Below are 21,172 nucleotides of genomic sequence, written 5' to 3' on the forward strand. Positions count from 1 at the left end.
ACGGCCGGACCGCGACGTCCCCGTCCTCGCGGCCAGGCCATGGAGGGAGTGTCCTGTGGCATGGGAGACGATCCGTAAGGACCCGCATCCGCGCGTGACGCCCAATCTGACCGACTACGAGCAGGCCTGCCGGGATTTCTCGTGGCGGTGGGCGCGTGCTGCCCTGGCAGGCCTGCCGGACGGCCGCGGCCTGAACATCGCCCACGAGGCCGTGGACCGGCACGCGGGAGGAAGCTCCGGTAGCCGGACCGCGCTGCGCTGCGTGGCCCGCGACGGCACCACGACGTCCGTTTCCTACGCTGAACTCGCCCGCGCCTCCTCGCGGTTCGCCCACGTCCTGCGGGCTCTCGGCACAGGACGCGGTGACCGCGTCTTCACCTTGCTCGGCCGCTGTCCCGAGCTCTACGTCGCCGTGCTGGGCACGCTGAAGAACACCAGCGTGCTGTGTCCGCTCTTCCCCGCCTTCGGCCCGGATCCGGTGGCTCAGCGGCTGCGGCTCGGCGACGCGCGCGTCCTGGTCACCACGGAAGCGCTCTACCGCCGCAAGGTCGCCGGCCGGCGCGACGAACTGCCCGGTCTGGAACACGTGCTGCTGACCGGGCCACGCCCGGCGCAGCCGCTGCCCGGCACCGGCTCGTTCGACGACCTCATGGCCGCCGCCGCCGACGACTTCACCATTCCTCCCACGGATCCGCAGGACATGGCCCTGCTCCACTTCACGAGCGGCACCACGGGCACGCCCAAGGGTGCGGTGCATGTGCACGAGGCCGTCGTCGCCCACCATGCCTCCGCGCGCTACGCCCTGGACCTCCACCCCGAGGACGTGTACTGGTGCACCGCCGACCCCGGCTGGGTCACCGGCATGTCGTACGGCGTCATCGCCCCCCTCGTCCACGGGGTGCCCGTGGTGGTCGACGAGGGTGACTACGACGCGCGGCGCTGGTTCCGGATCCTCGCCGAGGAGAAGGTGACGGTCTGGTACACCGCCCCCACCGCCGTGCGGATGCTCATGCGGGGCACGTCGCTGCACGGCGCCGGTGAGATGGCCCGTGCGTACGACCTGTCCGCGTTGCGCTTCATCGCCTCGGTCGGGGAGCCCCTCAATCCGGAGGCAGTGCTCTGGGGCCAGGAGGCGCTCGGTCTGCCGATCCACGACAACTGGTGGCAGACCGAGACCGGAGCCATCATGATCGCCAACTTCGCGGGTACCGAGATCCGCCCCGGTTCCATGGGCCGCCCGCTGCCGGGCGTCGAGGCGGCGGTCCTGGAACGCGGCGAGGACGGCCGGGCCCGGGTGACCGACGGCCGCGTCACCGTCGTACGCGAACCAGGGACGGAGGGGGAACTCGCGCTGCGGCCCGGCTGGCCCTCGATGTTCCGGGGCTACCTGCACGACAAAGCACGCTACGACGCCGCCTTCGCCGACGGCTGGTACCTCACCGGGGACGTGGCTCGGCAGGACACCGACGGTTGGTACTGGTTCGTCGGACGCGCCGACGACATGATCAAATCGGCCGGTCATCTCATCGGACCGTTCGAGGTGGAAAGCGCGCTCATGGAGCACCCGGCGGTCGCGGAGGCCGGCGTCATCGGCCGGCCCGACACGGTGGCCGGGGCCGTCGTGAAGGCGTTCGTCTCCCTGCGGCCCGGCCACCGACCGGACGAGGCCCTGCGGCGGGAACTGCTGGCCTTCTCCCGGCGCCGGCTGGGCCCGGCCGTGGCCCCCCGCGAGATCGCGTTCGATCAGGACCTTCCCAGGACCCGCAGCGGCAAGGTCATGCGCCGCCTTCTGCGGGCCCGCGAACTGGGACTGCCCGAGGGGGACACCTCGACACTGGAGGGATCATCGTGACCGCCGCCGCGCGCCCCCCGCGGACGCATCCCCGCAAGGCCACGCCCAGGAGCACGCCCGACCGCGACGCGCTGATCGCGATGCTGCGCATCCGCCGCTTCGAGGAGCGCTGTGTGGAGCTGTACAGCGCTGCGAAGATCCGGGGCTTCGTCCACCTGTACATCGGCGAGGAAGCCGTGGCCGTCGGCGTCTGCGCCGCCCTGACGCCCGAGGACGCCGTGGTGTCCACCTACCGCGAGCACGGGCACGCCCTGGCGCGCGGGATCCCGGCGGAGTCGGTCATGGCGGAGATGTACGGCAAGGTGACCGGTTGCAGTCGTGGACACGGCGGGTCGATGCACCTGTTCGACGCGGCGCACCGGTTCTACGGGGGCAACGCCATCGTCGGGGGTGGCCTGCCGCTGGCCGCGGGCCTCGCACTCGCCGACCGCATGTGCGACCGACCCCGGGTGACGTGCTGCTTCTTCGGTGACGGGGCCATGGCCGAGGGCGAGTTCCACGAGACCGCCAACCTCGCGGCGCTGTGGGACCTGCCCTTGCTGCTGGTGTGCGAGAACAACCAGTACGCCATGGGCACGGCTCTGCCCAGGGAGCACGCCCAGACGGACCTGGCGATGCGCGCGGCCTCCTACGGCATGGCCGCGTGGGCGGTGGACGGCATGGACGTCCACGCCGTCGCGAGCGCGACCCGCCGGGCGGTCGAGGGCCTCCGGGCGGGCAACGGGCCCCACTTCCTGGAGTTGCGCACCTACCGCTTCCGCGCCCATTCCATGTACGACCCCGACCGCTACCGCGACAAGGCCGAGATCGAGCGGTGGAAGGAACGCGATCCGATCGGCCTCCTCCTCGGGCGGATGCGCGCCGCGGGAGAGCCCGTCGACAGGGAACTCCCCGGTATCGAGCAGCGGATCGGCGAGGAGATCGACGCGGCCGTCGAGGCAGCCGAGCGGGCTCCGGCCGAACCGGTCGAGGCACTCTTGCGCCAGGTGACGAGCCCGCCCCAGGAGAGGGGGGAGGCGAGCGCGCCGTGAGCGACCCCGGGAACGGTACGAAGACCACGTACCGCGAGGCACTGCGCGAAGCACTGCGCGAGGCCCTGCGCGAGGACGACCGCGTGTTCCTGATGGGTGAGGACGTGGGCCGGTACGGAGGCTGCTTCGGCGTGAGCCTGGGTCTGCTGGAGGAGTTCGGGCCGGAGCGCATCCGCGACACCCCCCTGTCGGAGTCCGCCTTCGTGGGAGCGGGCATCGGCGCCGCCCTGGCCGGCATGCGGCCGATCGTGGAGATCATGACGGTCAACTTCAGCCTGCTCGCCCTGGACCAGATCCTCAACACCGCCGCCACCATGCTGCACATGTCCGGCGGGCAGTTCTCCGTGCCGCTGGTCATCCGCATGACCACCGGCGCCGGGCGTCAACTGGCCGCCCAGCACTCGCACAGCCTCGAAGGGTGGTACGCCCACATCCCCGGCATCCGCGTGCTCGCCCCGGCCACGCTGGAGGACGCGCGCGGCATGCTGGCCCCGGCGCTCGCGGACCCCGACCCGGTGCTGATCTTCGAGCACGGCTCCCTGTACAACGCCTCCGGCGACCTCCGTCCGGACTCTCCTCCCGTAGGGCTGGACGACGCCGCCATCCGGCGCGCGGGCGACGACCTCTCCGTCATCGCCTACGGCGGGTCGCTGCCGAAGGCCCTCGCCGCGGCGGACGAACTGGCCGGCGAGGGCATCAGCGCCGAAGTCGTCGACCTTCGCACCCTCCGTCCCCTGGACGACACCGCCCTGACCGGTTCCGTGACCAGGACCCATCGGGCAGTGGTCGTCGACGAAGGCTGGCGCAGCGGAAGCCTCGCCGCCGAGGTCTCCGCGCGCCTCGCCGAGCAGGTCTTCTACGAACTCGACGCGCCGGTGGAGCGCGTGTGCAGCGCGGAGGTTCCCATGCCCTACGCGCGGCGGCTGGAAGAGGCGGCGCTTCCCCAGGTCGGCGACATCGTCGCCGCGGCGCACCGGGTGGTCGGCTGACATGCCCGAATTCACGATGCCGTCACTGGGCGCCGACATGGACGAGGGTCTGGTGCAGGAGTGGCTCGTACGACCGGGTCAGCACGTCGACAAGGGTGACGTCGTGGCGGTGATCGAGACCGCGAAGTCCACCATCGAGGCGGAGTGTTTCCACTCCGGGACCGTCGAACGACTCCTCGTCGAACCCGGGACGACGGTTCCCGTCGGCACTGCGCTGGCGGTCATCGGCGCCGACCGGCCGCAACGGCGGACGGCACGGCAACCGCGATCCGCCCGGCCGTCACAACCGCCTCCTGCCGAACCGGCTCCGGCCGGCCGGCCCCACGGGACACCGCGCACTCCCCCGGAGAGGCCGGAGGGGGTCGGCGAACCCGCGGCCACGCCTCTGGTCCGCGCACTCGCCCGCGAGAAGGGCCTGGACCTGGCCCGGTTGCACGGCAGCGGACCGGGTGGCCGCGTCACCAAGGCCGACGTCGAGCACGCGGCCCCGCACCCCGCACCCCGCGTACACGCCTCCCCGCTTGCCCGCCGCCTCGCCGGGGAACTGAAGGTACCTCTCGAAGACGTCCCCGGAACCGGCAGGAACGGCGTGGTGCGCGCCTCGGACGTGCGCAAGGCAGCCGGGACCCCGACGCCCCGACCGGAGCCACACGCGGACCGGGCCCAGCGACGACCAGACCGTCCAGCCACCATGCGCCGCACCACCGGCGACCTCATGGCCCGCTCCAAGCGGGAGATCCCGCACTACTACCTGTCCACGAGCATCGACCTCGCCGGCGCCCTGGGCTGGATGCGGGAGCAGAACCGGAACCGACCTGCCTCCCGGCGGCTGGTACCGGCGGCACTGCTGCTGAAGGCAGCGGCCACGGCCGCCCATCGGGTCCCGGAACTCAACGGCTTCTGGCAGGAGGGCACCTTCGTGCCTGGTTCCGGCGTCCACCTCGGTGTGGCGATATCGCTGCGCGGCGGTGGCCTGCTGGTCCCGGCGCTGCACGACGCGGACACCCTGCCCCTGGCCGATCTCATGGCCGCGCTCAAGGACCTGGTGGACCGGGCGCGCGCCGGAAGACTGCGCGCCTCGGAAACCACCGGGGCGACCATCACCGTCACCAACCTCGGGGATCAAGGGGTGGAGTCCGTCTTCGGAGTGATCTATCCGCCGCAGGTGGCCCTGGTGGGCTTCGGAGCGGTCGTCGAGCGGCCCTGCGCCGTCGACGGGCTCATCGGCGTACGGCCCACCGTGACGGCCACCCTCTCGGCCGACCACCGGGCCACCGACGGAGCCATCGGCGGCCGCTACCTGACGACGGTGGACCGTCTGCTGCAACGACCGGAGGAACTGTGAACCGAACCGAAGCCATGGACACCGTCAAGGAATCCATCGCACGGATCGTGCCGGACGCCGACTTCACCGACCTCGGACCGGACGACAGTTTCCGGGAGGTCCTGGAACTCGACTCCCTGGACTTCCTCGGGTTCGTCGAGACCCTCGTGGAGCGGACCGGCGTCGACATCGACGAGGACGACTACCCCGCGCTCACCACGCTCTCGGACAGCGCCGACTTCCTCGTCGCGCACACGGCGTGACGTCCCGGCAGCGTCGACCCGCGGGCGTGGAAGCCGGGCAGGCAACGGAAGGAGATGGTCAGGTGCCCGGGCACGCAATCGACACGAGCACCGCGTCGGCCCTCGTGGAGGCCGCCGTCGCTGCACCGTCCATGCACAACGCCCAGCCGTGGAGGTTCCGCTTCCTGCCGGCGGAAGGCGCGCTGCACCTACGTGCCGACCCCGCGCGGCGGATGCCCCTCGCGGACCCCGACGACCGCGGGCTCCACCTGGGGTGCGGGGCCGCCCTGTGCAACCTGCGGACCGCAGCCGCCCATGCGGGCTTGGAAGCGACCGTCACGCTGCTTCCCGACCCCCGGGACCGGGGACTCCTCGCGGCGGTGCGCCTGTCCGGCACGGATCACCCGGACCCCGGACTCGCGCGGTTGTATCCCGCGGTACATCGCCGGCACACCAGCCGCTCCCCGTTCGAGGCGAGAGAGGTCCCACCCGCGGTCCGCGCGACGCTGCAGGAAGCGGCCCGTCAGGAGGACGCGCAGCTGGTCTTCCCCGGTGACTGGCACGCACGGGAGCTGCTGGAGCTGGTCCACGACGCGGAAGGGCGCGACGCGACCGACCCCGGGCGCCTGAAGGAACTCGAACACTGGACCCGCAGGGGCACCGAGGCGCAGACGGCCACCGACGGCGTGCCGGAGTACGCGTTCGGCCCCGGCGAGCGGCACGGACACACCCCGGTCCGGGACTTCGCCGGAAGGCGGCCCGTCCCCGGGCGCGAGGCGGTGGCCTTCGAGGACACGCCGCACCTCGCGCTGCTCTGCACCACCGGTGACGGACCGGCCGACTGGCTGCGCGCGGGGCAGGCAATGGAACGCGTCCTGCTCACGGCCACCCTGAGCGGCCTGTCCACCGCGCTCACCTCCCAGGCACTTGAATGGTCCGACCTGCGCTGGGCCGTACGCGACCCTCGTTCACCGGTCGGCCACCCCCAGATGGTGCTGCGCCTGGGATACGGACCCGAGTGCGCCGCCACGCCACGCCGGCCCGTGGCCGACGTGCTCGACATCGGGTGAACCGGCCCCGCCCGCGCGGGCGTCGGCGGCACCTCCGCGGCCCCGTCCGGGTGCGCTCGACAAGGCCATGCGGTAGTCCTCGAACGTGGCACCGCACGGCCCGGGTGCCAGGAGGAGATACGGCCGTCAGTCCCGTGCGCCGCGCCCGAGCCGCGACACGGGGTACTCACGGAAGGGAGGCAGCACGATGGATCCGGTCGTCACGGTGGGTCTCGACGGCTCGCCCGAGAGCCTCGCCGCCGCTCGCTGGGCGGCCGGGCAAGCCGAACGGCGCAGGCTCACCCTGCGGCTGCTGCACGCCTGGCCCATGCTCGCGCCGGAACCGACGCGTCTGCCGGCGGAAGTCGACCAGAACTACTGGGCGAAACGGCTGGTCCACAACGCGCGCGCCGAGTTGCAGGACCGTCATCCCGGTCTCGTGATCGTCGGCAACCTGGTCGCCGACGACGCCGAGCACGCCCTGCTCCAGGCGGCGTCGGAGTCCGAGATGGTCGTCCTCGGCTCCCGCGGCCTGGAGCCGGTCGCCAGCTACTTCCTCGGCGACATCGGCATGCCCGTCGTCTCACGTGCCGCGTGCCCTGTCGTCCTGGTGCGCGCGGGAAGTCCCGGCACCGAGCAGGAGCCGCCCGCACACGACCTGGGAGGGGTGGTGGTCGTCGCGCTGAAACTGCACGGCCCCTGCGACGACCTGCTGGAGTTCGCCTTCATGAGCGCCGCGGCGCTGGGCGCGCCGCTTCGCGCGGTCCACGGCCGAAGCCTGCCTCTGCACGCGCGCGTCCCCTGGGGGGTGGACCACGATCTCACCCAGGGGATGCGCAAGGACGCGCACGCGGATCTGCTCAAGGTGCTCCGTCCGTGGCAGGAGAAGTTCCCGCAGGTGGTCGCGGCTGACACCGTGCTTCTGGAGAGCCCGGCCAGTGCCGTCCTCAAGGCGGCGACCGACGCCGCGCTGCTGGTCGTCGGCCGGCGCGAGCACCGGCCCGCCCTCGCGCCGCACCTGGGTGGGGTGGCATCGGCCGCCGTCCACCACGCTCGCTGCCCGGTGGCGGTCGTCCCGCATGACTGAGGAGGGCCGGGGCAACGATGTGACGGCGCCACCGCCGCAGACCGATGCGTCCGTCGCGCCGCCCGGACGGGACCCCGGAACGGCCGGACCGTCACTTGCGCGTGCGGAGATCTGCGAGACCCACACCGCAGTGCTGATCTTCCTCGGCGACCACGCCTACAAGATCAAGAAGCCCGTCGACCTGACGTTCCTCGACTACACCTCGGTGGCGGCCCGCCGCGCCGCCTGCGAGCGCGAGGTCACCCTCAACCGGCGTTTCGCGCCGGACGTCTACCTGGGTGTGGGAGAGCTGCGCAGCCCGGACACCGACGCGCCGGAGCCCGTGGTCGTGATGCGGCGCCTGCCGGCGGACCGCCGCCTGTCCCGCCTCGTCCGCGACGGAGTCGCCGTCGACGACGTCCTGCGCGCCGTCGCACGGCTGCTCGCCGCACGGCACGCCGACGCGCCCCGCAGCAGCGAGATCGACGAGCAGGGCACCCGGGACGCGCTGGCCGGGCGCTGGTCGGCGAGCTTCGCCCAGGTCCGGGACCTGGCCGGCGACCACCGCTTCGACCGCGGCGTCAGTGACGACCTGGACGAGGCCGAGCGACTCGTCGGGCGCTATCTCGGAGGCCGTAAGCCGCTGTTCGACGCCCGCATCGAGCAGGGCCGCATCGTCGACGGCCACGGCGACCTGCTCACCGACGACGTCTTCTGCCTCGACGACGGTCCCCGCGTCCTGGACTGCCTCGAGTTCGACGACCACTTGCGCTTCGTCGACGGTCTGGACGACGCCGCGTTCCTCGCCATGGACCTGGAACAGCTCGGCGCCCCGGAGGCCGCCTCGTTCTTCCTCAGCCGCTACAGCGAGTACTCGGGGGACCCCGCACCGCGATCCCTGTGGCACCACTATGTCGCCTACCGCGCCTTCGTCCGCGCCAAGGTCTCCCTGGTCCAGGCGACGCAGGGCGCGACCGACGGCGCCACCGCGTACCGGCGGCTGCTCACGGCGACACTGCGCCACCTGCGCACCTCCGCTGTCGGCCTCACCGTCGTCGGCGGCCTGCCCGGCAGCGGCAAGTCGACTCTCGCCGGAGCGCTGGCCGACCGGCTCGGTCTCACCCTGCTCAGCAGCGACCGCCTCCGCAAGGAGCTGGCCGGCATCCCGGTGGAGCAATCCGCGGCGGCCGACTACCTCCAGGGCCTGTACACCCCGGAGTGGACCGGCAGGACGTACGAGCGGCTCCTCGACCGCGCGTCCGCCCTTCTGTCCCACGGCGAGTCCGTGGTCCTGGACGCCACCTGGTCGGATCCAGGACAGCGTGAGGCGGCGCTGCGGACGGCCGAACACGCGGGCGCCGACCTGATCGCCCTGCACTGCGCGGTTCCCGACGAGTTGTCCGCAGCACGGTTGCGTGCCCGCGGCCCCGGCGCATCGGACGCCGACCCGGCCATCGCCCGGGCGCTGGCAGCAGCGGAACCGCCGTGGGAGGAGGCCGTAGCGGTCGACACCAGCGGATCTCTGGAATCCGCGGTGGCGCAGGCACTGGGCGCCATGCGCCCGAAGGGCACGGCCCAGGCCCCGCCCTTCCGCCGGCCGTACATGGAACCTGGCTGAGCGGGACACCAGGCGGCCCCGCCGACCGGCCGTGCCTCGTCCGGGGGACCGCCCCGGCTGGCTGCGCCCGACGAGCCGGGCGCAGTATGGAAACAAGGCCATTGCCGTCCGATCACGGAGGTGAACCGCGATGACCCTGCCCGCCCACCACAGGCCCGGCCGGCTCATGGAAAGGTTTCCCGCCCTTGGCTGGGGCGAGCCCATGGCGTCCGAGTTCGACGAACTCTTCAGCCGGATGAACGAGCTGCTGGCCTCGGCTGCCGCGGCTCCCGCGGGCGCCTGGTCGCCCCTGGCGGACATGCACGAGACCGACGACGCCTATGTGATCGAGGCCGAGCTGCCCGGCATCAAGTGCGAGGACATCGACGTCGAGATGGACGACCAGCACCTGCGCATCACCGGCGAGTACAAGGAACGCGAACGCGAAGGCGTCCTGCGCCGCAGCACCCGGCGGACGGGACACTTCGAGTACCGCGCCCTGCTGCCCACCGGCGTCAACGCCGAGGAAGTCAAGGCCCAGTTGTCCGACGGCGTCCTGACCGTCACCGTTCCCAAGGCCCAGAGCGCCAAGCCCCGGCACGTCGAGATCACCGAGAGCTGACGGGCAGCCGACCGCATCATGTCCGGTACATGGGGACCCCGGCCCGTCGTGGTCGGTGTCGACCCGGACCCGGCAAAACGCAACGCGCTGACCTGGGCCGCGGACGAGGCCGCGCTGAGGAATCTCCCGCTCACTCTGGTCCACGCCCAGGGAGTGCCGACGGGCGGCTACACCTCGGGGGAGGTCCTTCCTTCCTGGGAGCGCTGGAACGCTGCCCTGCACGTGGAGGGCGAGCGGCTGCTCGAACAAGCGGTCGCGTACGTCGGTTCCCGGCAGCCCCGCGTGGTGGTCACCACGCAACTGATGGAAGGTCATCCGGCCTGGGCGGTACGGGAGATGGCACCGGGGGCCGCCATGGTGGTCCTCGGGTCGTGGCGCCTCGGCGTCGTGCGGGAGTTGTTCACTTCGGCCTCCGTGGCACTGCCGGTCATCGCTCATGCCCCGTGCCCCGTCGTCGTGGTGCCGGAACCGGAGGAACCGGAGGTACCCGACGAGCGGTCCCCCTACCTGGTGGTGGGTGTCGACGGACACCCGCGTTCCGCCGCGGCCGTCGACCTCGCGTTCCAGGAGGCCGCGCTGCACGGGGCGGCCCTGCGCGCCCTGTACGTGTGGCACCCGCCGTTGCCGGGCGTCCTGGACGAGGAGGCCGCCGAGCGGGAATGCCGCCGTCTGCTGTCGGAGTCGGTGGCGGGGCACCGCGCCGCGTACCCCGAGGTGGACCTCACTCAGGAGGTCGTACGGGGTCACCCGGTGGGGGCGTTGGCCCAGGCGTCCGACCGGGCGTGTGCGCTCGTCGTGGGAACGCGGGGGCAAGGCGGCTTCAGCGGCTTGCTTCTGGGGTCGGTGAGCCAGGGCGTCCTCCATCACGCGCGTTGTCCCGTCATCACCGTCCCGCCGTCGGGCACGGCGGCCGCCTAGCGGCCCTGTCGGCCGCCCGGGCTGCCGGCCCCCTGTACGTACAGGAGATCCCTCATGGACGAGCGTTCCCGGCCGCCCGTTCCCGATGGCCCGGTCGTCGTCGGCACCGACGGCTCCGCCGTCGCCACCCGCGCGGTGCTGTGGGCGGCCGAGGAGGCCGCCGCGCGTGGCCGGCCCTTGCAGATCCTTTGCGCCACGCACGTCGATCTGCTCCCCGACGAACTCACGGAGGACGTCATACGTCCCATCCTGGAGACGGCGGCGGACAGGGCGGACACGGCCGCCAGGAAGGCGACCGACCGCGTTCCGGGGCTGAAGGTGACGACGTCCATAAGCCGCGGCGATCCGGCGGAGAGCCTGGTCGAAGCCGCCGGGGCGAGGGGAACCGTCGTCGTGGGGTCCCGCGGGCTCGGCGGCTTCTCGTCGCTGCTGCTCGGCTCGGTCGGACGCCAGGTGACCAGGTGGGCCACCGGACCGGTCGTGGTGGTGCGCGGGGAACCGAGGACACCGGCACGGACGGTCCTGGCCGGTGCCCGGGATGCCCGCGACATCCTCCCGGTGCGTTTCGCCGCGCTGTACGCCCAGCGGCGCGATGCCGCCTTGAGGGTGCTCGGCGCATGGACGCTGACGCACCATCTGGAGAGCATGGCACCCATGGCGGCGTCCGTCCGGGCCGTGGCCGAGCGGCAGGCCGACCACGCCGCACCCCTCGTGGCCGCCGTGCGTGAGGAGTATCCGAACGTGAGGGTCGCGCAAGAAGTGGTCCAGGTCCCGTCGGCCGCGGGCGCCCTGGTTGCGGAGTCCACGCACGTCGATCTGCTGGTGCTCGGGAGCCGTGCTGCCACCGGGCCCTTCTCGGCCCCGGTGGGGCGGGTCGCCCAGGCGGTACTGGAACACGCGGCGTGTCCCGTGGCGCTGGTGCCGCGCGGGTGACACACCGTACGAGCCATGGGCCGCCGCCCTCACCCCCGGCCCGCGGTACCCCCGCCGCCGTGCCCCCGCCATGCGTGTGCCCGGCGCAGCCGCACCGCGTCCTCGTGCTCGGCCTGTTCCAGGACGCGCTCGACTCGGTCCAGTTCGCGCTGGAGCCGCGGAATCCAGTGACGACGCAGCACACGCACTCGACGCTGTGTGCGACTCATCTCGGCTTCCACGATGCGCACCGCCGCCTGGGCCGCCGCATACGAGGCCGCTGATCTCACCACCTCCCGGTAGACGGCCTCGGCGCGCACCAGGGCCGTATTGCCGGGAGCCGCCGTGTCCGGCGCGCGCGGCGGGACCTGGACCGCGGCGGAGGCAGGCCGGCGTACCCCGAGGGACGTGGTCCACTGCACCGCGACGACGGCGGGGCCGCCCGCACCCGCGGCGGCCGCGGTCAGGGCATGTTCGCCGCCGAGCAGCACCCCGCGCAGCAGCCAGGTCTCGGCGTCGGCGACGCGGGCCCGCCAGCCTGCCGCGCAGTCCCGCTGCACACGGGTCAGGGCGCTGTGCTCCCTCTGCAGGAGATGGAGCTTGCGGTCGAGGAGATGCGCACCGTGGGAGGCGACGTGCAGGCTGCGCCGCAGCCGCAGGCGTGCCGCTCGTCCCGGTGCGCAGTGGCCGCCGTTCACCTGGGGCGCTCCGTGTGCCAGCCGTGAGCCTGGCGCAGCTTTGGTGGGAGCACCGTCAACTGCTCGGGCCCGAGGGCGAGCAGCACGTCCCAGGCGCGTTCGAGAGTTTCGTCGAGCGTCACCGCCTCGTCGGGGCGCTGGTCGACGAATCGGCGCAGGAAGGCTTCCTCGAAGTCCACGTAGCGGTGGTCCGCCGGGCTGAGCGCGCCGAGTCCCACCAGTTCCGCCAGTTCCCGAACCTGGCGGGCGCGGGCCAGGGCGGCCAGGAGCTGGGCGGCCACCTGCAGGTGATCCGGCCGGGTGCGGCCGGGACCGGCACCCTTGCGCATCAGGCGGGACAGGGATGCCAGCGCGTCCACGGGCGGATAGACACCTTGTGCCGCGGCATCGCGGGAGAGCACGATCTGCCCCTCGGTGATGTATCCCGTCAGATCGGGAACCGGATGGGTGATGTCCCCCGCGGGCATGGTCAGCATGGGCAGTACGGTCACGGAGCCGGGGCGGTCTTTCAGCCGTCCGCAGCGCTCGTACAGCGACGCGAGGTCGCTGTAGAGGTATCCGGGGTAGGCGCGGCGGCCGGGTACCTCTCCGCGGGCCGCGGACACTTCGCGCAGCGCCTCGGCGTAACTGGTCATGTCCGTCATGACGACGAGGACGTGCCGGCCCATGGCGAACGCCAGGTGCTCGGCGACGGTCAGGGCGACACGCGGGGTCAGGAGGCGTTCGATCACCGGCTCGTCGGCGGTGTTCACCAGCAGCACGAGTTCACCGCCGGCCGACCGTTCCTCCAGCGCCTCCCTGACGAACCAGGCGTCGGCGTGGGTCAGGCCCATGCCGGCGAAGACCACGCTGAACGGCTCGCCACCAACGGTGGCCTGGGCGGCCATCTGCACCGCGAGTTCCAGATGCCGCAGCCCCGCGACGGAGAACACGGGCAGTTTCTGGCCACGGACCAAAGTGGTGAGCCCGTCCACGACCGCCACACCCGTGAGCACCGGTTCCGCGGGTGGCCGGCGGCGCGCCGGATTGATCGGGTCGCCGGCCACGGCCGCCTGCTCCGCCGCGGTGACCGGCGGACCGCCGTCGGCAGGCTCGCCGCGGCCATTGCACACCCGGCCGAGCCACCCGGGCCCCACCGGGATGTGCAGAGGGCGGCCGGTGAAGGCCACGCGCAGCCGCCGCGGGTCCATTCCGGCCGTGTCCTCCAGGACCTGGACCACCGCGAGGTCCCGGTCCGCCTCCAGGACGAGTCCGTGCCGCCGCTCCCCCGTGCCGAGGGTGATGACCGCGAACTCGTCCCATCCGACGCCCTCGGTTCCCTCGACGACCAGGAGCGGTCCGCGCACGTCGCGGACGTCCGTGTACTCCACCTCGCCCCGTGCCGTCATGGCACGGCTTCTCGCAGCGCGTCGAGTGCCCGCAGCGTCGCGTCGCGCCGGCGCTCCACTTCTGCGGCGTCATGGGGTCCGGCTGTCTCACGGGCACGCAGCAGCGGCCCGAAGTCCGTCTGCTCGACGGCCTCGGGGCTTCCTCCGGCGGCGACGATCTCGCGGCACCGGTCGGTGACGGCCAGCACGGCACCGGCCAGCGCGGCCGTCTTCTCCGGGCCGCTGTAGGCGTCCCGTGCCGACAACGCGTTCTGCTGGAGCAGTCCTTCGCGCACGAGGCGGCCCGCGAGCACGCTCATCCGCTCCTGTGCCGGGAGCGCGGTGATGCCCACGAGGTCGACCAGGGACGCGAGGCGGTCGGCCTCCGCGAGCAAGGCGCCGACACGCCGGCGATGGCCGGCCGCGTCCCCCGCCGCCGGCCCTACGGTCAGCGCCGACGCGTCCCTGGAGAACGATCCCGCCCAGGAGACGGCGGGATAGTGACGCGCGTAGGCCAGGTCGCGGTCGAGCGCCCACAGGCAACGGACGAAGCGCTCCGTGTGCGCGGTGACCGGTTCGGCCGTGTCGCCCCCGGGCGGCGAGACCGCGCCAATGACGGTCACGGAGCCCTGCCCGCCACCGAGCGTGGTCACCGCGCCTCCGCGTTCGTAGAAGGCGGCGATGCTGGAGGCCAGACGCGCCGGATAGCCCTCCTCGGCGGGGAGTTCTCCCGAGCGTGAGGCGAACTCCCGTAGCGCCTCGGCCCACCGCGAGGTGGAGTCGGCGATGACCACCACGTCCAGGTCCATGTCCCGGAAGTACTCGGCCACCGTCATGCCGGTGTGGACACCGGCCTCGCGGGCCATCATCGGCATGTCGGAGGTGTTGGCGACGGTGACCGTGCGATCCGCCAGCTTCCCGCCGGTACGGGGATCCTCCAGTTCGGCCAGCTCCTCGATGACGTCGGCCATCTCGTTGCCGCGCTCGCCACAGCCGATGTAGACGATCACGTCGGCGTCAGACCATTTGGCGACCTGTTGCAGCAACATGGTCTTGCCGGTTCCGAACCCACCGGGTACGGCCGAGGTACTGCCTCGGGCGATGGGGAACAGCAGGTCGATGACGCGCTGGCCGGTGGTGAGGGGTTGCCACGGGATCCGTCGCGCGCGTACCGGACGCGGACGCCTCACGGGCCACGAACTGGTCATCGCGATCCTGGTTCCCGCCACGACGGCTACCGCCGCATCGCCCTCACGGTCCCCGGCGGGCGCGATCCACTCCACGTCGCCGGTGACGCCGGGAGGCACCAGGACGCGCAAGGCCACCGGCCCCGCCGTCCGCACCTCCCCGATGGCCTCGCCCTCACGGACCCGCTGTCCCGGGCGGGCACCGGGGACGAAGCGCCCGTCGCCCTCCCGGCCCGTGGCCTCCACGGCCGCACCCGGCCGGATACGGTCGCCGATCCCGGTCAGCGGGCGCAGCAGACCGTCGAAGATCCCGCCGAGCAGCCCCGGCCCCAGGCGTGCGCAGAGCGGGTGTCCCGCCCCGCGGGCGGGGTGCCCCGGGGCGAGACCGCCGGTGTACTCGTAGGCCTGGACGGTGACCACCCCCGCCTCGATGCCCACGACCTCACCGTGCAACCCTGCGCCGCCGAGGAGAACCAGGTCGTGCATCGCGATGCCGCCGCTGTACTCGATCTCGACGAGCGGTCCGGTGACGCGCAGCACGCGACCGGACGGGCCGCCGGGGCTCAGGGCGTCCACAGGCTCTCCAGCAGGCAGCCCGCGCCGTCCACCACCCGCAGCGCTGCCGACTGCAGGGTGAGGTCGGCGCGGCGTCCCGGCACCCGGGCCACCACGCCTCCTGTGGGATGCTCCCGGACATCGGCGTCGGGTCCGAGCAGGGCCCGGGCCCGCCGGGTGAGTGCGTCGAGGAGGCGGGGATAGTCCGGTCCCTCGCGGAGCGTCAGGACCCGCTCGGCGACCTGGCGGCGCAGTTCGCGGTAGGCCCTGGCCTGTACGTCGAGCCGATTGGCGCGTTGCTGCCGGTGTGCCGCCGTGATCGCGGCGGCACGGGCTCTCGCAGCCTCGGCCTCGGCATCGCGGCGGCCCTTGGCCATGATCGCCCGGGCGAGGTCATCGGCCTCGGCCAAGGTCGCCTCGGCGTCGCTGTCGGCCCTCGCGAGGAGCTCGTCGGCTTCCGCCTGTGCACGACGCAGCAAGCTGTCCCGTACGGGCTGCAACGAGTCCGTCATGGCGGCATCACCGCCGTCAAGGGGTGGCCGCGCGACAGCCGCTCGGATCCCAGGACCGCAGCCGCCGCCGGGCTGAGGATCACGAGATCGACGTCCGCCGGCAGGGCCTGCCAGGCTTCGTGGACGGCCTGCGCGCCCTCGGCGACGATGACGTCGACCCCGGCCAGGGCCAGACCTGCGACTCGGGGCTGTTCTCCGACGGCGGCGACGCGTCCCATCGTCAGGCCTTCCCGATCAGGAGGATCGCGACGACGAGACCGTAGATGGCGATCCCCTCGGCCAGTCCCACGACGACGACGGCCCGGCCGAACAGCTCGGGGCGTTCGCTCAGCGCGGCGAGGGCGGCCGCTCCGGTGTAGGCGACGGCGATGGCCGCCCCGATGGAGGCTCCGGCGACGGCGATGGCCGCGCCGATGAGGGCAGCCGTGTTGCTGCCGGACGACGCGACGGCCGTCTGCGTGCCGCTGGCGGCGGCGGGCGTGTCGGTGAGCGCGACCGCCACCAGGGCGACGGCCCCGGCCAGCAGCAGCAGGTTCATCACGGTGATCACCCGCAGCACCGCGCGTCCCCTGCGGCGCAGGGCCCGGTGCGTGAGGATGAAGGCCGCCACGACGGCGGGCAGGGCGATGAGCCAGGCGATCACGGTGGCGTCTCCTTGCGCTGAACGGGTGGGTGCCAGGGCTCGAAGGGGTGGCCCTCGCCCTCGAAGACCCGTGAGAACAGCTCGTAGAATTCCAGCCTCAGCGCCTGGACCCCGGCCACCAGGGCTTCCAGGGCGAAGGCGACCGCGGTACCGACGAAGAACAGGGCGACGGCCGCGACGATGCCGGGTGCGCCGTGGGCCGCGAGCGCGCGCGTGCCCTGCCACACGACGGTGGCGAGTGCCGCGTGCGTCAGCCCGAACGCCGCCAGACGGGCGAAGGAGAAGACGTTGGCGCCGATGCGGATGACACCGTCGACGAGCTGGATCCCGGCCTGGAGCACTCCGGATGCGCCTCCGGCGGTCGACGCGTACAGCCCGGTCCCGGCGAGGACCAGTCCCGCGGTCGCCGTCGAGCCACCGATCGCCCACCAGCTGGTGCGGCCGAGGGCGAGGCCGGCACCGGCGCAGACCAGCCCGGTGAACAGCACGGCGCCTGCGATCCCCGACAGGGCGTACAGGGCCGTCGTGCCTCCCCCCTCTCTCCACCGGTTGACCGCTCCGGCCACGTAGGACAGGACGAGCAGGACGCCGCCGAGGACAAGGGTGGAAAGCAGCATCCGCATCGGCTCCCGCAGGGGATCGAGCCACAGCACGGGCAGTACGCCGGTGGGACCGAAGAATTCGCCGTAGGCGGCCCCGGCCAGGACGCCGGCCGCGCCGGCCGCGGCGACGAACGGCCAGAGATGGCGCCACTTCGCCAGCGGGCCGGGCTTTCCCCGCCGGAGGAGAAGAGCCCCCAGGACGAGCAGGCCCCCATATCCGACGTCGCCGAACATCACGCCGAACAGGACGACGTAGACGACCCCGGCGAGCACCGTGAGGTCCAGGTTCCGGTAGGGCACGGTCCCGTAGACCCGGATCAACGGGGCGAAGGAACCTCGTAGGGAGCCGGCGCCCCGCAGGAGGGTCGGCGGCTCGGATCCCGGGGGCAGGGGCAGCGCCACCAGTGATCCCCCGCAGGCGGCCAGGCGGTCGGCCGCGGCCGCCATCCGGTCGCGTGGGCACCACCCCGCCAGGGCCGCGACCTCGGCACGCCGTACGGCGCTGTCCATCCGCTCCTCCATTTCACGCTCGCCGGTCAGCAGGTCGATGCGGTGGTCGCGTTCGAGGATGTCGAGGTCGGGCGGGCTCTCGGCCAGCACCGGCGACACGTGGGCGCCCCGCACAGCGCCAAGACGATGGGCGGCGGGACCGGGGGTGACGTGCGCGGGGTCGTCGATCAGGTCGATCTGCACACAGCCGCTCTCGGCGACCCGGATCAGGGTCTCGCGCAGGTTGTCGTAGGGAGCCACCACCGCCACCCGCTGCATACGCACGGGAAGTGCCCGCTCAGTCCACCGCATCGAAGGCCTCCGGATCGCCACCGCCACGGGCGGCCAGCTCCAGCGCGGCCCGGACCCGCCAGGCGTTCACGGACAGGAGGGCGACCGCGCCGAGGACCGGGGCGAAGCCGAGGTCCGCCCGCCGGAGCATTCCCCGCCCGTCCCGCTCGACCTTGTCCCACCAGCGCAACTCCGCCTTCCACAGCTCACCGGGTTCCTCGATGCCGCTGACGACCCACCGCGCGTCGGCGGGGAGGCAGCGGACGAAGTCGTCGTAGCCGAGCGCCCGCACGGCTGCCGGCCCGATGGTCCGCGCCGCGCGCCGCGCCGAGGGCCCCGGCAGTTCCCTGCCCATGAGGTAGGTCTCGCGTGCCACCAGCAGAGCCATCCGGCCGGAAGCCCAGGCCGCGGCGCCGGGGACCGCGGTTGCGGTGCGCTGTGCGGCGGACACCCGCAGGCCGATCGCGAGCGCGGCCGCGGTGGGGGCGCCTGGGTCGCCCCATGCGGACGCGGCGAGCGCGGACCGCAACCCGTCAAGTGACGTCGTCGCCGAGATCCGGCGCCACGCCGTGTTCAGCGTGCCGAGCCGGTAGGGCGGGTAGGAGGGGACTCCGGCGTGCAGGGCCCGGGCGTGTGCCTCGACGCATGCGATCTCGAAACCCGACGCCAGCAGGCGGACCGCGGCGGCGCCGGAGCGCGACTGCCAGCCGGCCAGCACGCGCAGATGCCACAGCAGGGTGGCCGCGACGGACCGCTGCGCTTCGGCGAGGCCCGCCGCCGGGGCCAGGTCGTGGCGGTAGGGGGTGGCCGTCAGACGGGCCAAGGCCTCGCGCAGCGTGGCGGCGCCCGCCACGCCGGCGACGGCGGCCGGTGCCAGGCATCGCGAGAGCATCGACCGGGCGCGCACCGTGCCCGCCACTTGCACGGCACTCATGGATCCCGCGCCTCCAGCCCGCTCAGGAGCGCTTCAGCGGTGTCGGCGGCCAGCCGGTCGACAAGCCCGGGCATGCGGCGCTCAACGCGGGAGCGCAATTCGCCCAGCTCCCGCTCGGCGCAGCCGCGCATCCGCGCCAGCTCGGCCTGCGTCGCGGATCGCTCCCCGTCCCTGACGCGAGCCGATTCGTCCTCCGCCCGGTCGTGCGCGGCCCGGACGATCTCAGCGGCCCGGCGACGAGCTGCCTCGCGACGTCGTGCGGCCTCACGGTTCGCCGCTTCGACCATCGTCCGGGCCCGTGCCCCGGCGGAGTCCAGGGCGGCGAGCGCGGGCTCCAGTTCGTCCGCGAGCTCGGCGCTGCGGTCGGCGGGCACCCCTCCGGCGGCAGCGGCACCCGGCAGGCCGGTCGGCCGGAAGCGCATCAGGAAATCGCGGAATGCCACCACACGATGCTCCTCGCGTTCCCACGGTTCCCCCTTTCTCCACTGTCCCCGTCGACGGCGGCCGGCGCCTGTTCAAGCAGGGGCGGCGGGCGGCCTCCGTCCCTTTCCCCTCGCGGCCCGGCGGCCGGTGCACGAATTGCGACCGCGCGCGGCGGCGACCACGATGAGGGCAGGGCGTGCACTCGCAGCCCGGGGTTCTCGCGACGGCCGGGGTTCCGACCGCCTCACAGCTGCCGTCGTCCCCCCGGCCCGTCGGTCGTCCGCGGCCGGGCGCGTCCTTCGTGGAGGGGAGTGACCGGTGCCATCACTTGGTGCGGCGGCCCGTCCCGCACGACCGGAGAAGATCTTCGACCGGGAGTCCGAGTGGGCTGCCCTCGCCGACTTCGCCCGCGACCCGAGGCCCGGACCCGCACTCGGCGTCGTGACGGGCCGGCCGCGACAGGGTACGTCCTTCCTGCTCGAGTCCCTGGCGAAGTCCATGGGCGGCTTCTACTTCTGCGGTCAGGACGAGTCGGTGGCTCAGACCCTGCAGCGTCTCGGCGACCAGTTGGACCGCCATATGGGCAAGTCCGCGACCCGCGATCCACACAGCTGGAAGGACGCCGTCGAGGCGCTGCTGGCTCTCGGGGAAGACCGCCCCATGCCGGTGGTCGTCGACGGGGTCCCGGGTCTCGTGGAGCAAAGTCCGTCCCTGCCCGCGGTTCTCCACCGGGCGCTCCGCGACGCCGAGGAGAGCCCCCGGCCGCCCCGCACTCGTCTGTTCCTGTGCGGGAACTCCACACCGGTCATGCGCAGGCTCTTCGGGGCTCCGTCACCGCTGCGTGATCATGTCCGGCTGGAACTCGTCGTGCCGTCCCTGGACTTCCGGCAGGCCGCGCGCTTTTGGGGCATTGACGATCCCCGGCTGGCGATGCTGGTGCACGCGGTCGTGGGCGGGACACCGGCCTACCGGGGTGATTTCGTCTGCGGCGACGTACCGGCCGGACTGGACGACTTCGACGACTGGGTGTGCAGGACCGTCCTCAATCCGCGACGCCCGCTGTTCCGGGAGGCCGGTCACCTGGTGGAGGAGGCGACGGACCACCGGGAGCGGGCCCTGTGCCATTCCGTGCTCACCGCGATCGCCTCGGGCCACGTCACCGCCGGCGACGTGGCCGACCATCTGGAGCGGCCCCTCACCGACGTCTCCCACGCCCTTGCCGCCCTGCGCGACCACGGCGTGCTCGAGGAGAGCCGGGACATCCTCCGCGCCGGCGCCGGCCGGTTCCGGATCGTCGAGCCCCTGCTCGCCTTCGACCACGCGATCGTCCGTCCCCACGATTCGGTCCTCGAACGGGAACCCGCCGCCACGGTGTGGCAGCGGGTCCGCGGCACGTTCCACTCGGAGACCGCCGCACGTCACTTCGCGGACGTCTGCCGCGAATGGGCCGAGCGGTTCGCCGCCGCCCCGACCTTCGGCGCGCCGACGACCTCCGACGCGGTGGTCACCGCGGTGTCGTCCGGCTCCCTTCCGGTCCCGGGACGGAGCACCGGCATCGAGGTGGACGTGGGCGTCCGCGGCCGGGTGGGCAACCGTCCGGGGGTCTTGCTGTCAGTCGGCACGGCCCGCTGGAACGGGGTCATGGGGCTGGAGCACTTGGAGCGGCTCCACCACGTGCTGTCCGACCTGTCCGAGCGGGGAGAGGACGTGAGCCACGCCGGGCCCGTCTGCTACGGCGGGGCGGGTTTCAGTGCCGGCCTCCACCAGGCCGAGCTGCGCGGGAGGGTCGTCCTCGTCGGCCTCGAGCGTCTGTATCAGGGTGAGTAGAGCACGGACCCGGTCAGCGTCCGGCAGGAAGCAGCTCAGGAG

At 73.0% G+C, this 21,172-nt stretch carries 21 protein-coding genes; 12 read left to right on the forward strand and 9 right to left on the reverse strand.

What is annotated here, in order from left to right:
* Window positions 1–55: 55 nt before the first annotated feature.
* The 11 genes from acsA (at window position 56) to AC3EUJ_RS13675 (ending at window position 11,623) form a co-directional block, all read left to right on the forward strand.
* Complete coding sequence (acsA, locus tag AC3EUJ_RS13625) at window positions 56–1,852, forward strand: acetate--CoA ligase (protein ID WP_431961426.1); 1,797 nt, start codon at window positions 56–58, stop codon at window positions 1,850–1,852.
* Window positions 1,849–2,883 (forward strand): pyruvate dehydrogenase (acetyl-transferring) E1 component subunit alpha, encoded by a 1,035-nt coding sequence (pdhA, locus tag AC3EUJ_RS13630; RefSeq protein ID WP_431961427.1) that lies wholly within the window; start codon window positions 1,849–1,851, stop codon window positions 2,881–2,883. Before acsA ends, pdhA begins: the two co-directional genes overlap by 4 nt.
* Window positions 2,880–3,872 (forward strand): alpha-ketoacid dehydrogenase subunit beta, encoded by a 993-nt coding sequence (locus tag AC3EUJ_RS13635; RefSeq protein ID WP_431961428.1) that lies wholly within the window; start codon window positions 2,880–2,882, stop codon window positions 3,870–3,872. The genes pdhA and AC3EUJ_RS13635 overlap by 4 nt, the downstream gene beginning before the upstream one ends.
* Before the next feature lies 1 nt (window position 3,873).
* Window positions 3,874–5,217: a dihydrolipoamide acetyltransferase family protein gene (locus tag AC3EUJ_RS13640; protein WP_431961429.1), complete on the forward strand. Its 1,344-nt coding sequence runs from the start codon at window positions 3,874–3,876 to the stop codon at window positions 5,215–5,217.
* Window positions 5,214–5,459: an acyl carrier protein gene (locus AC3EUJ_RS13645; protein WP_431961430.1), complete on the forward strand. Its 246-nt coding sequence runs from the start codon at window positions 5,214–5,216 to the stop codon at window positions 5,457–5,459. Before AC3EUJ_RS13640 ends, AC3EUJ_RS13645 begins: the two co-directional genes overlap by 4 nt.
* A 62-nt stretch (window positions 5,460–5,521) precedes the next feature.
* A complete protein-coding gene (locus AC3EUJ_RS13650) occupies window positions 5,522–6,508 on the forward strand; it encodes an Acg family FMN-binding oxidoreductase (protein ID WP_431961431.1) in 987 nt (328 codons plus the stop codon).
* 187 nt (window positions 6,509–6,695) lie between these two features.
* On the forward strand, window positions 6,696–7,574 hold the full coding sequence (locus AC3EUJ_RS13655) for a universal stress protein (protein ID WP_431961432.1): 879 nt from the start codon (window positions 6,696–6,698) through the stop codon (window positions 7,572–7,574).
* Between the two features lie 109 nt (window positions 7,575–7,683).
* Window positions 7,684–9,171 (forward strand): bifunctional aminoglycoside phosphotransferase/ATP-binding protein, encoded by a 1,488-nt coding sequence (locus AC3EUJ_RS13660; RefSeq protein ID WP_431961543.1) that lies wholly within the window; start codon window positions 7,684–7,686, stop codon window positions 9,169–9,171.
* 130 nt (window positions 9,172–9,301) lie between these two features.
* Window positions 9,302–9,772: an Hsp20/alpha crystallin family protein gene (locus tag AC3EUJ_RS13665; RefSeq protein ID WP_431961433.1), complete on the forward strand. Its 471-nt coding sequence runs from the start codon at window positions 9,302–9,304 to the stop codon at window positions 9,770–9,772.
* A gap of 18 nt (window positions 9,773–9,790) precedes the next feature.
* Entirely contained in the window at window positions 9,791–10,690 is a 900-nt protein-coding gene (locus AC3EUJ_RS13670; RefSeq protein ID WP_431961434.1) for a universal stress protein, read from the forward strand.
* A 54-nt stretch (window positions 10,691–10,744) separates the two neighbouring features.
* Window positions 10,745–11,623 carry a universal stress protein gene (locus AC3EUJ_RS13675; RefSeq protein ID WP_431961435.1) on the forward strand — a complete coding sequence of 293 codons (879 nt, stop codon included), beginning with the start codon at window positions 10,745–10,747 and terminating at the stop codon, window positions 11,621–11,623.
* Between the two features lie 29 nt (window positions 11,624–11,652).
* On the opposite strand, the gene AC3EUJ_RS13680 is transcribed toward AC3EUJ_RS13675, so the two are convergent.
* Genes AC3EUJ_RS13680 through AC3EUJ_RS13720 form a run of 9 tightly spaced genes read right to left on the reverse strand, consistent with a single transcriptional unit; the run spans window position 11,653 to window position 19,323 of the window.
* Window positions 11,653–12,300 (reverse strand): V-type ATP synthase subunit D, encoded by a 648-nt coding sequence (locus tag AC3EUJ_RS13680; RefSeq protein ID WP_431961436.1) that lies wholly within the window; start codon window positions 12,298–12,300, stop codon window positions 11,653–11,655.
* The gene (locus AC3EUJ_RS13685; RefSeq protein ID WP_431961437.1) at window positions 12,297–13,688 is read right to left on the reverse strand and encodes a V-type ATP synthase subunit B; all 1,392 of its coding nucleotides are present in this window, start codon (window positions 13,686–13,688) and stop codon (window positions 12,297–12,299) included. The genes AC3EUJ_RS13680 and AC3EUJ_RS13685 overlap by 4 nt, the downstream gene beginning before the upstream one ends.
* Entirely contained in the window at window positions 13,685–15,430 is a 1,746-nt protein-coding gene (locus AC3EUJ_RS13690) for a V-type ATP synthase subunit A (protein WP_431961438.1), read from the reverse strand. Before AC3EUJ_RS13690 ends, AC3EUJ_RS13685 begins: the two co-directional genes overlap by 4 nt.
* Window positions 15,418–15,921, reverse strand: coding sequence for a V-type ATP synthase subunit E family protein (locus AC3EUJ_RS13695; protein WP_431961439.1), 504 nt, complete (start codon window positions 15,919–15,921; stop codon window positions 15,418–15,420). The genes AC3EUJ_RS13690 and AC3EUJ_RS13695 overlap by 13 nt, the downstream gene beginning before the upstream one ends.
* Window positions 15,918–16,139 carry a hypothetical protein gene (locus tag AC3EUJ_RS13700; RefSeq protein ID WP_431961440.1) on the reverse strand — a complete coding sequence of 74 codons (222 nt, stop codon included), beginning with the start codon at window positions 16,137–16,139 and terminating at the stop codon, window positions 15,918–15,920. Before AC3EUJ_RS13700 ends, AC3EUJ_RS13695 begins: the two co-directional genes overlap by 4 nt.
* A gap of 2 nt (window positions 16,140–16,141) precedes the next feature.
* Window positions 16,142–16,564 carry an ATP synthase subunit C gene (locus AC3EUJ_RS13705; protein WP_431961441.1) on the reverse strand — a complete coding sequence of 141 codons (423 nt, stop codon included), beginning with the start codon at window positions 16,562–16,564 and terminating at the stop codon, window positions 16,142–16,144.
* Window positions 16,561–17,967: a V-type ATPase 116kDa subunit family protein gene (locus AC3EUJ_RS13710; protein ID WP_431961442.1), complete on the reverse strand. Its 1,407-nt coding sequence runs from the start codon at window positions 17,965–17,967 to the stop codon at window positions 16,561–16,563. The genes AC3EUJ_RS13705 and AC3EUJ_RS13710 overlap by 4 nt, the downstream gene beginning before the upstream one ends.
* Window positions 17,954–18,880, reverse strand: coding sequence for a hypothetical protein (locus AC3EUJ_RS13715; RefSeq protein ID WP_431961443.1), 927 nt, complete (start codon window positions 18,878–18,880; stop codon window positions 17,954–17,956). Before AC3EUJ_RS13715 ends, AC3EUJ_RS13710 begins: the two co-directional genes overlap by 14 nt.
* Window positions 18,877–19,323, reverse strand: coding sequence for a hypothetical protein (locus AC3EUJ_RS13720; protein ID WP_431961444.1), 447 nt, complete (start codon window positions 19,321–19,323; stop codon window positions 18,877–18,879). The genes AC3EUJ_RS13715 and AC3EUJ_RS13720 overlap by 4 nt, the downstream gene beginning before the upstream one ends.
* A 298-nt stretch (window positions 19,324–19,621) precedes the next feature.
* Between AC3EUJ_RS13720 and AC3EUJ_RS13725 the strand changes: the two genes are divergently transcribed.
* Window positions 19,622–21,130, forward strand: a complete 1,509-nt coding sequence (locus tag AC3EUJ_RS13725; RefSeq protein ID WP_431961445.1) for an AAA family ATPase — start codon at window positions 19,622–19,624, stop codon at window positions 21,128–21,130.
* Window positions 21,131–21,172: the final 42 nt, after the last annotated feature.

This window comes from Actinacidiphila sp. bgisy160 (assembly GCF_057707815.1).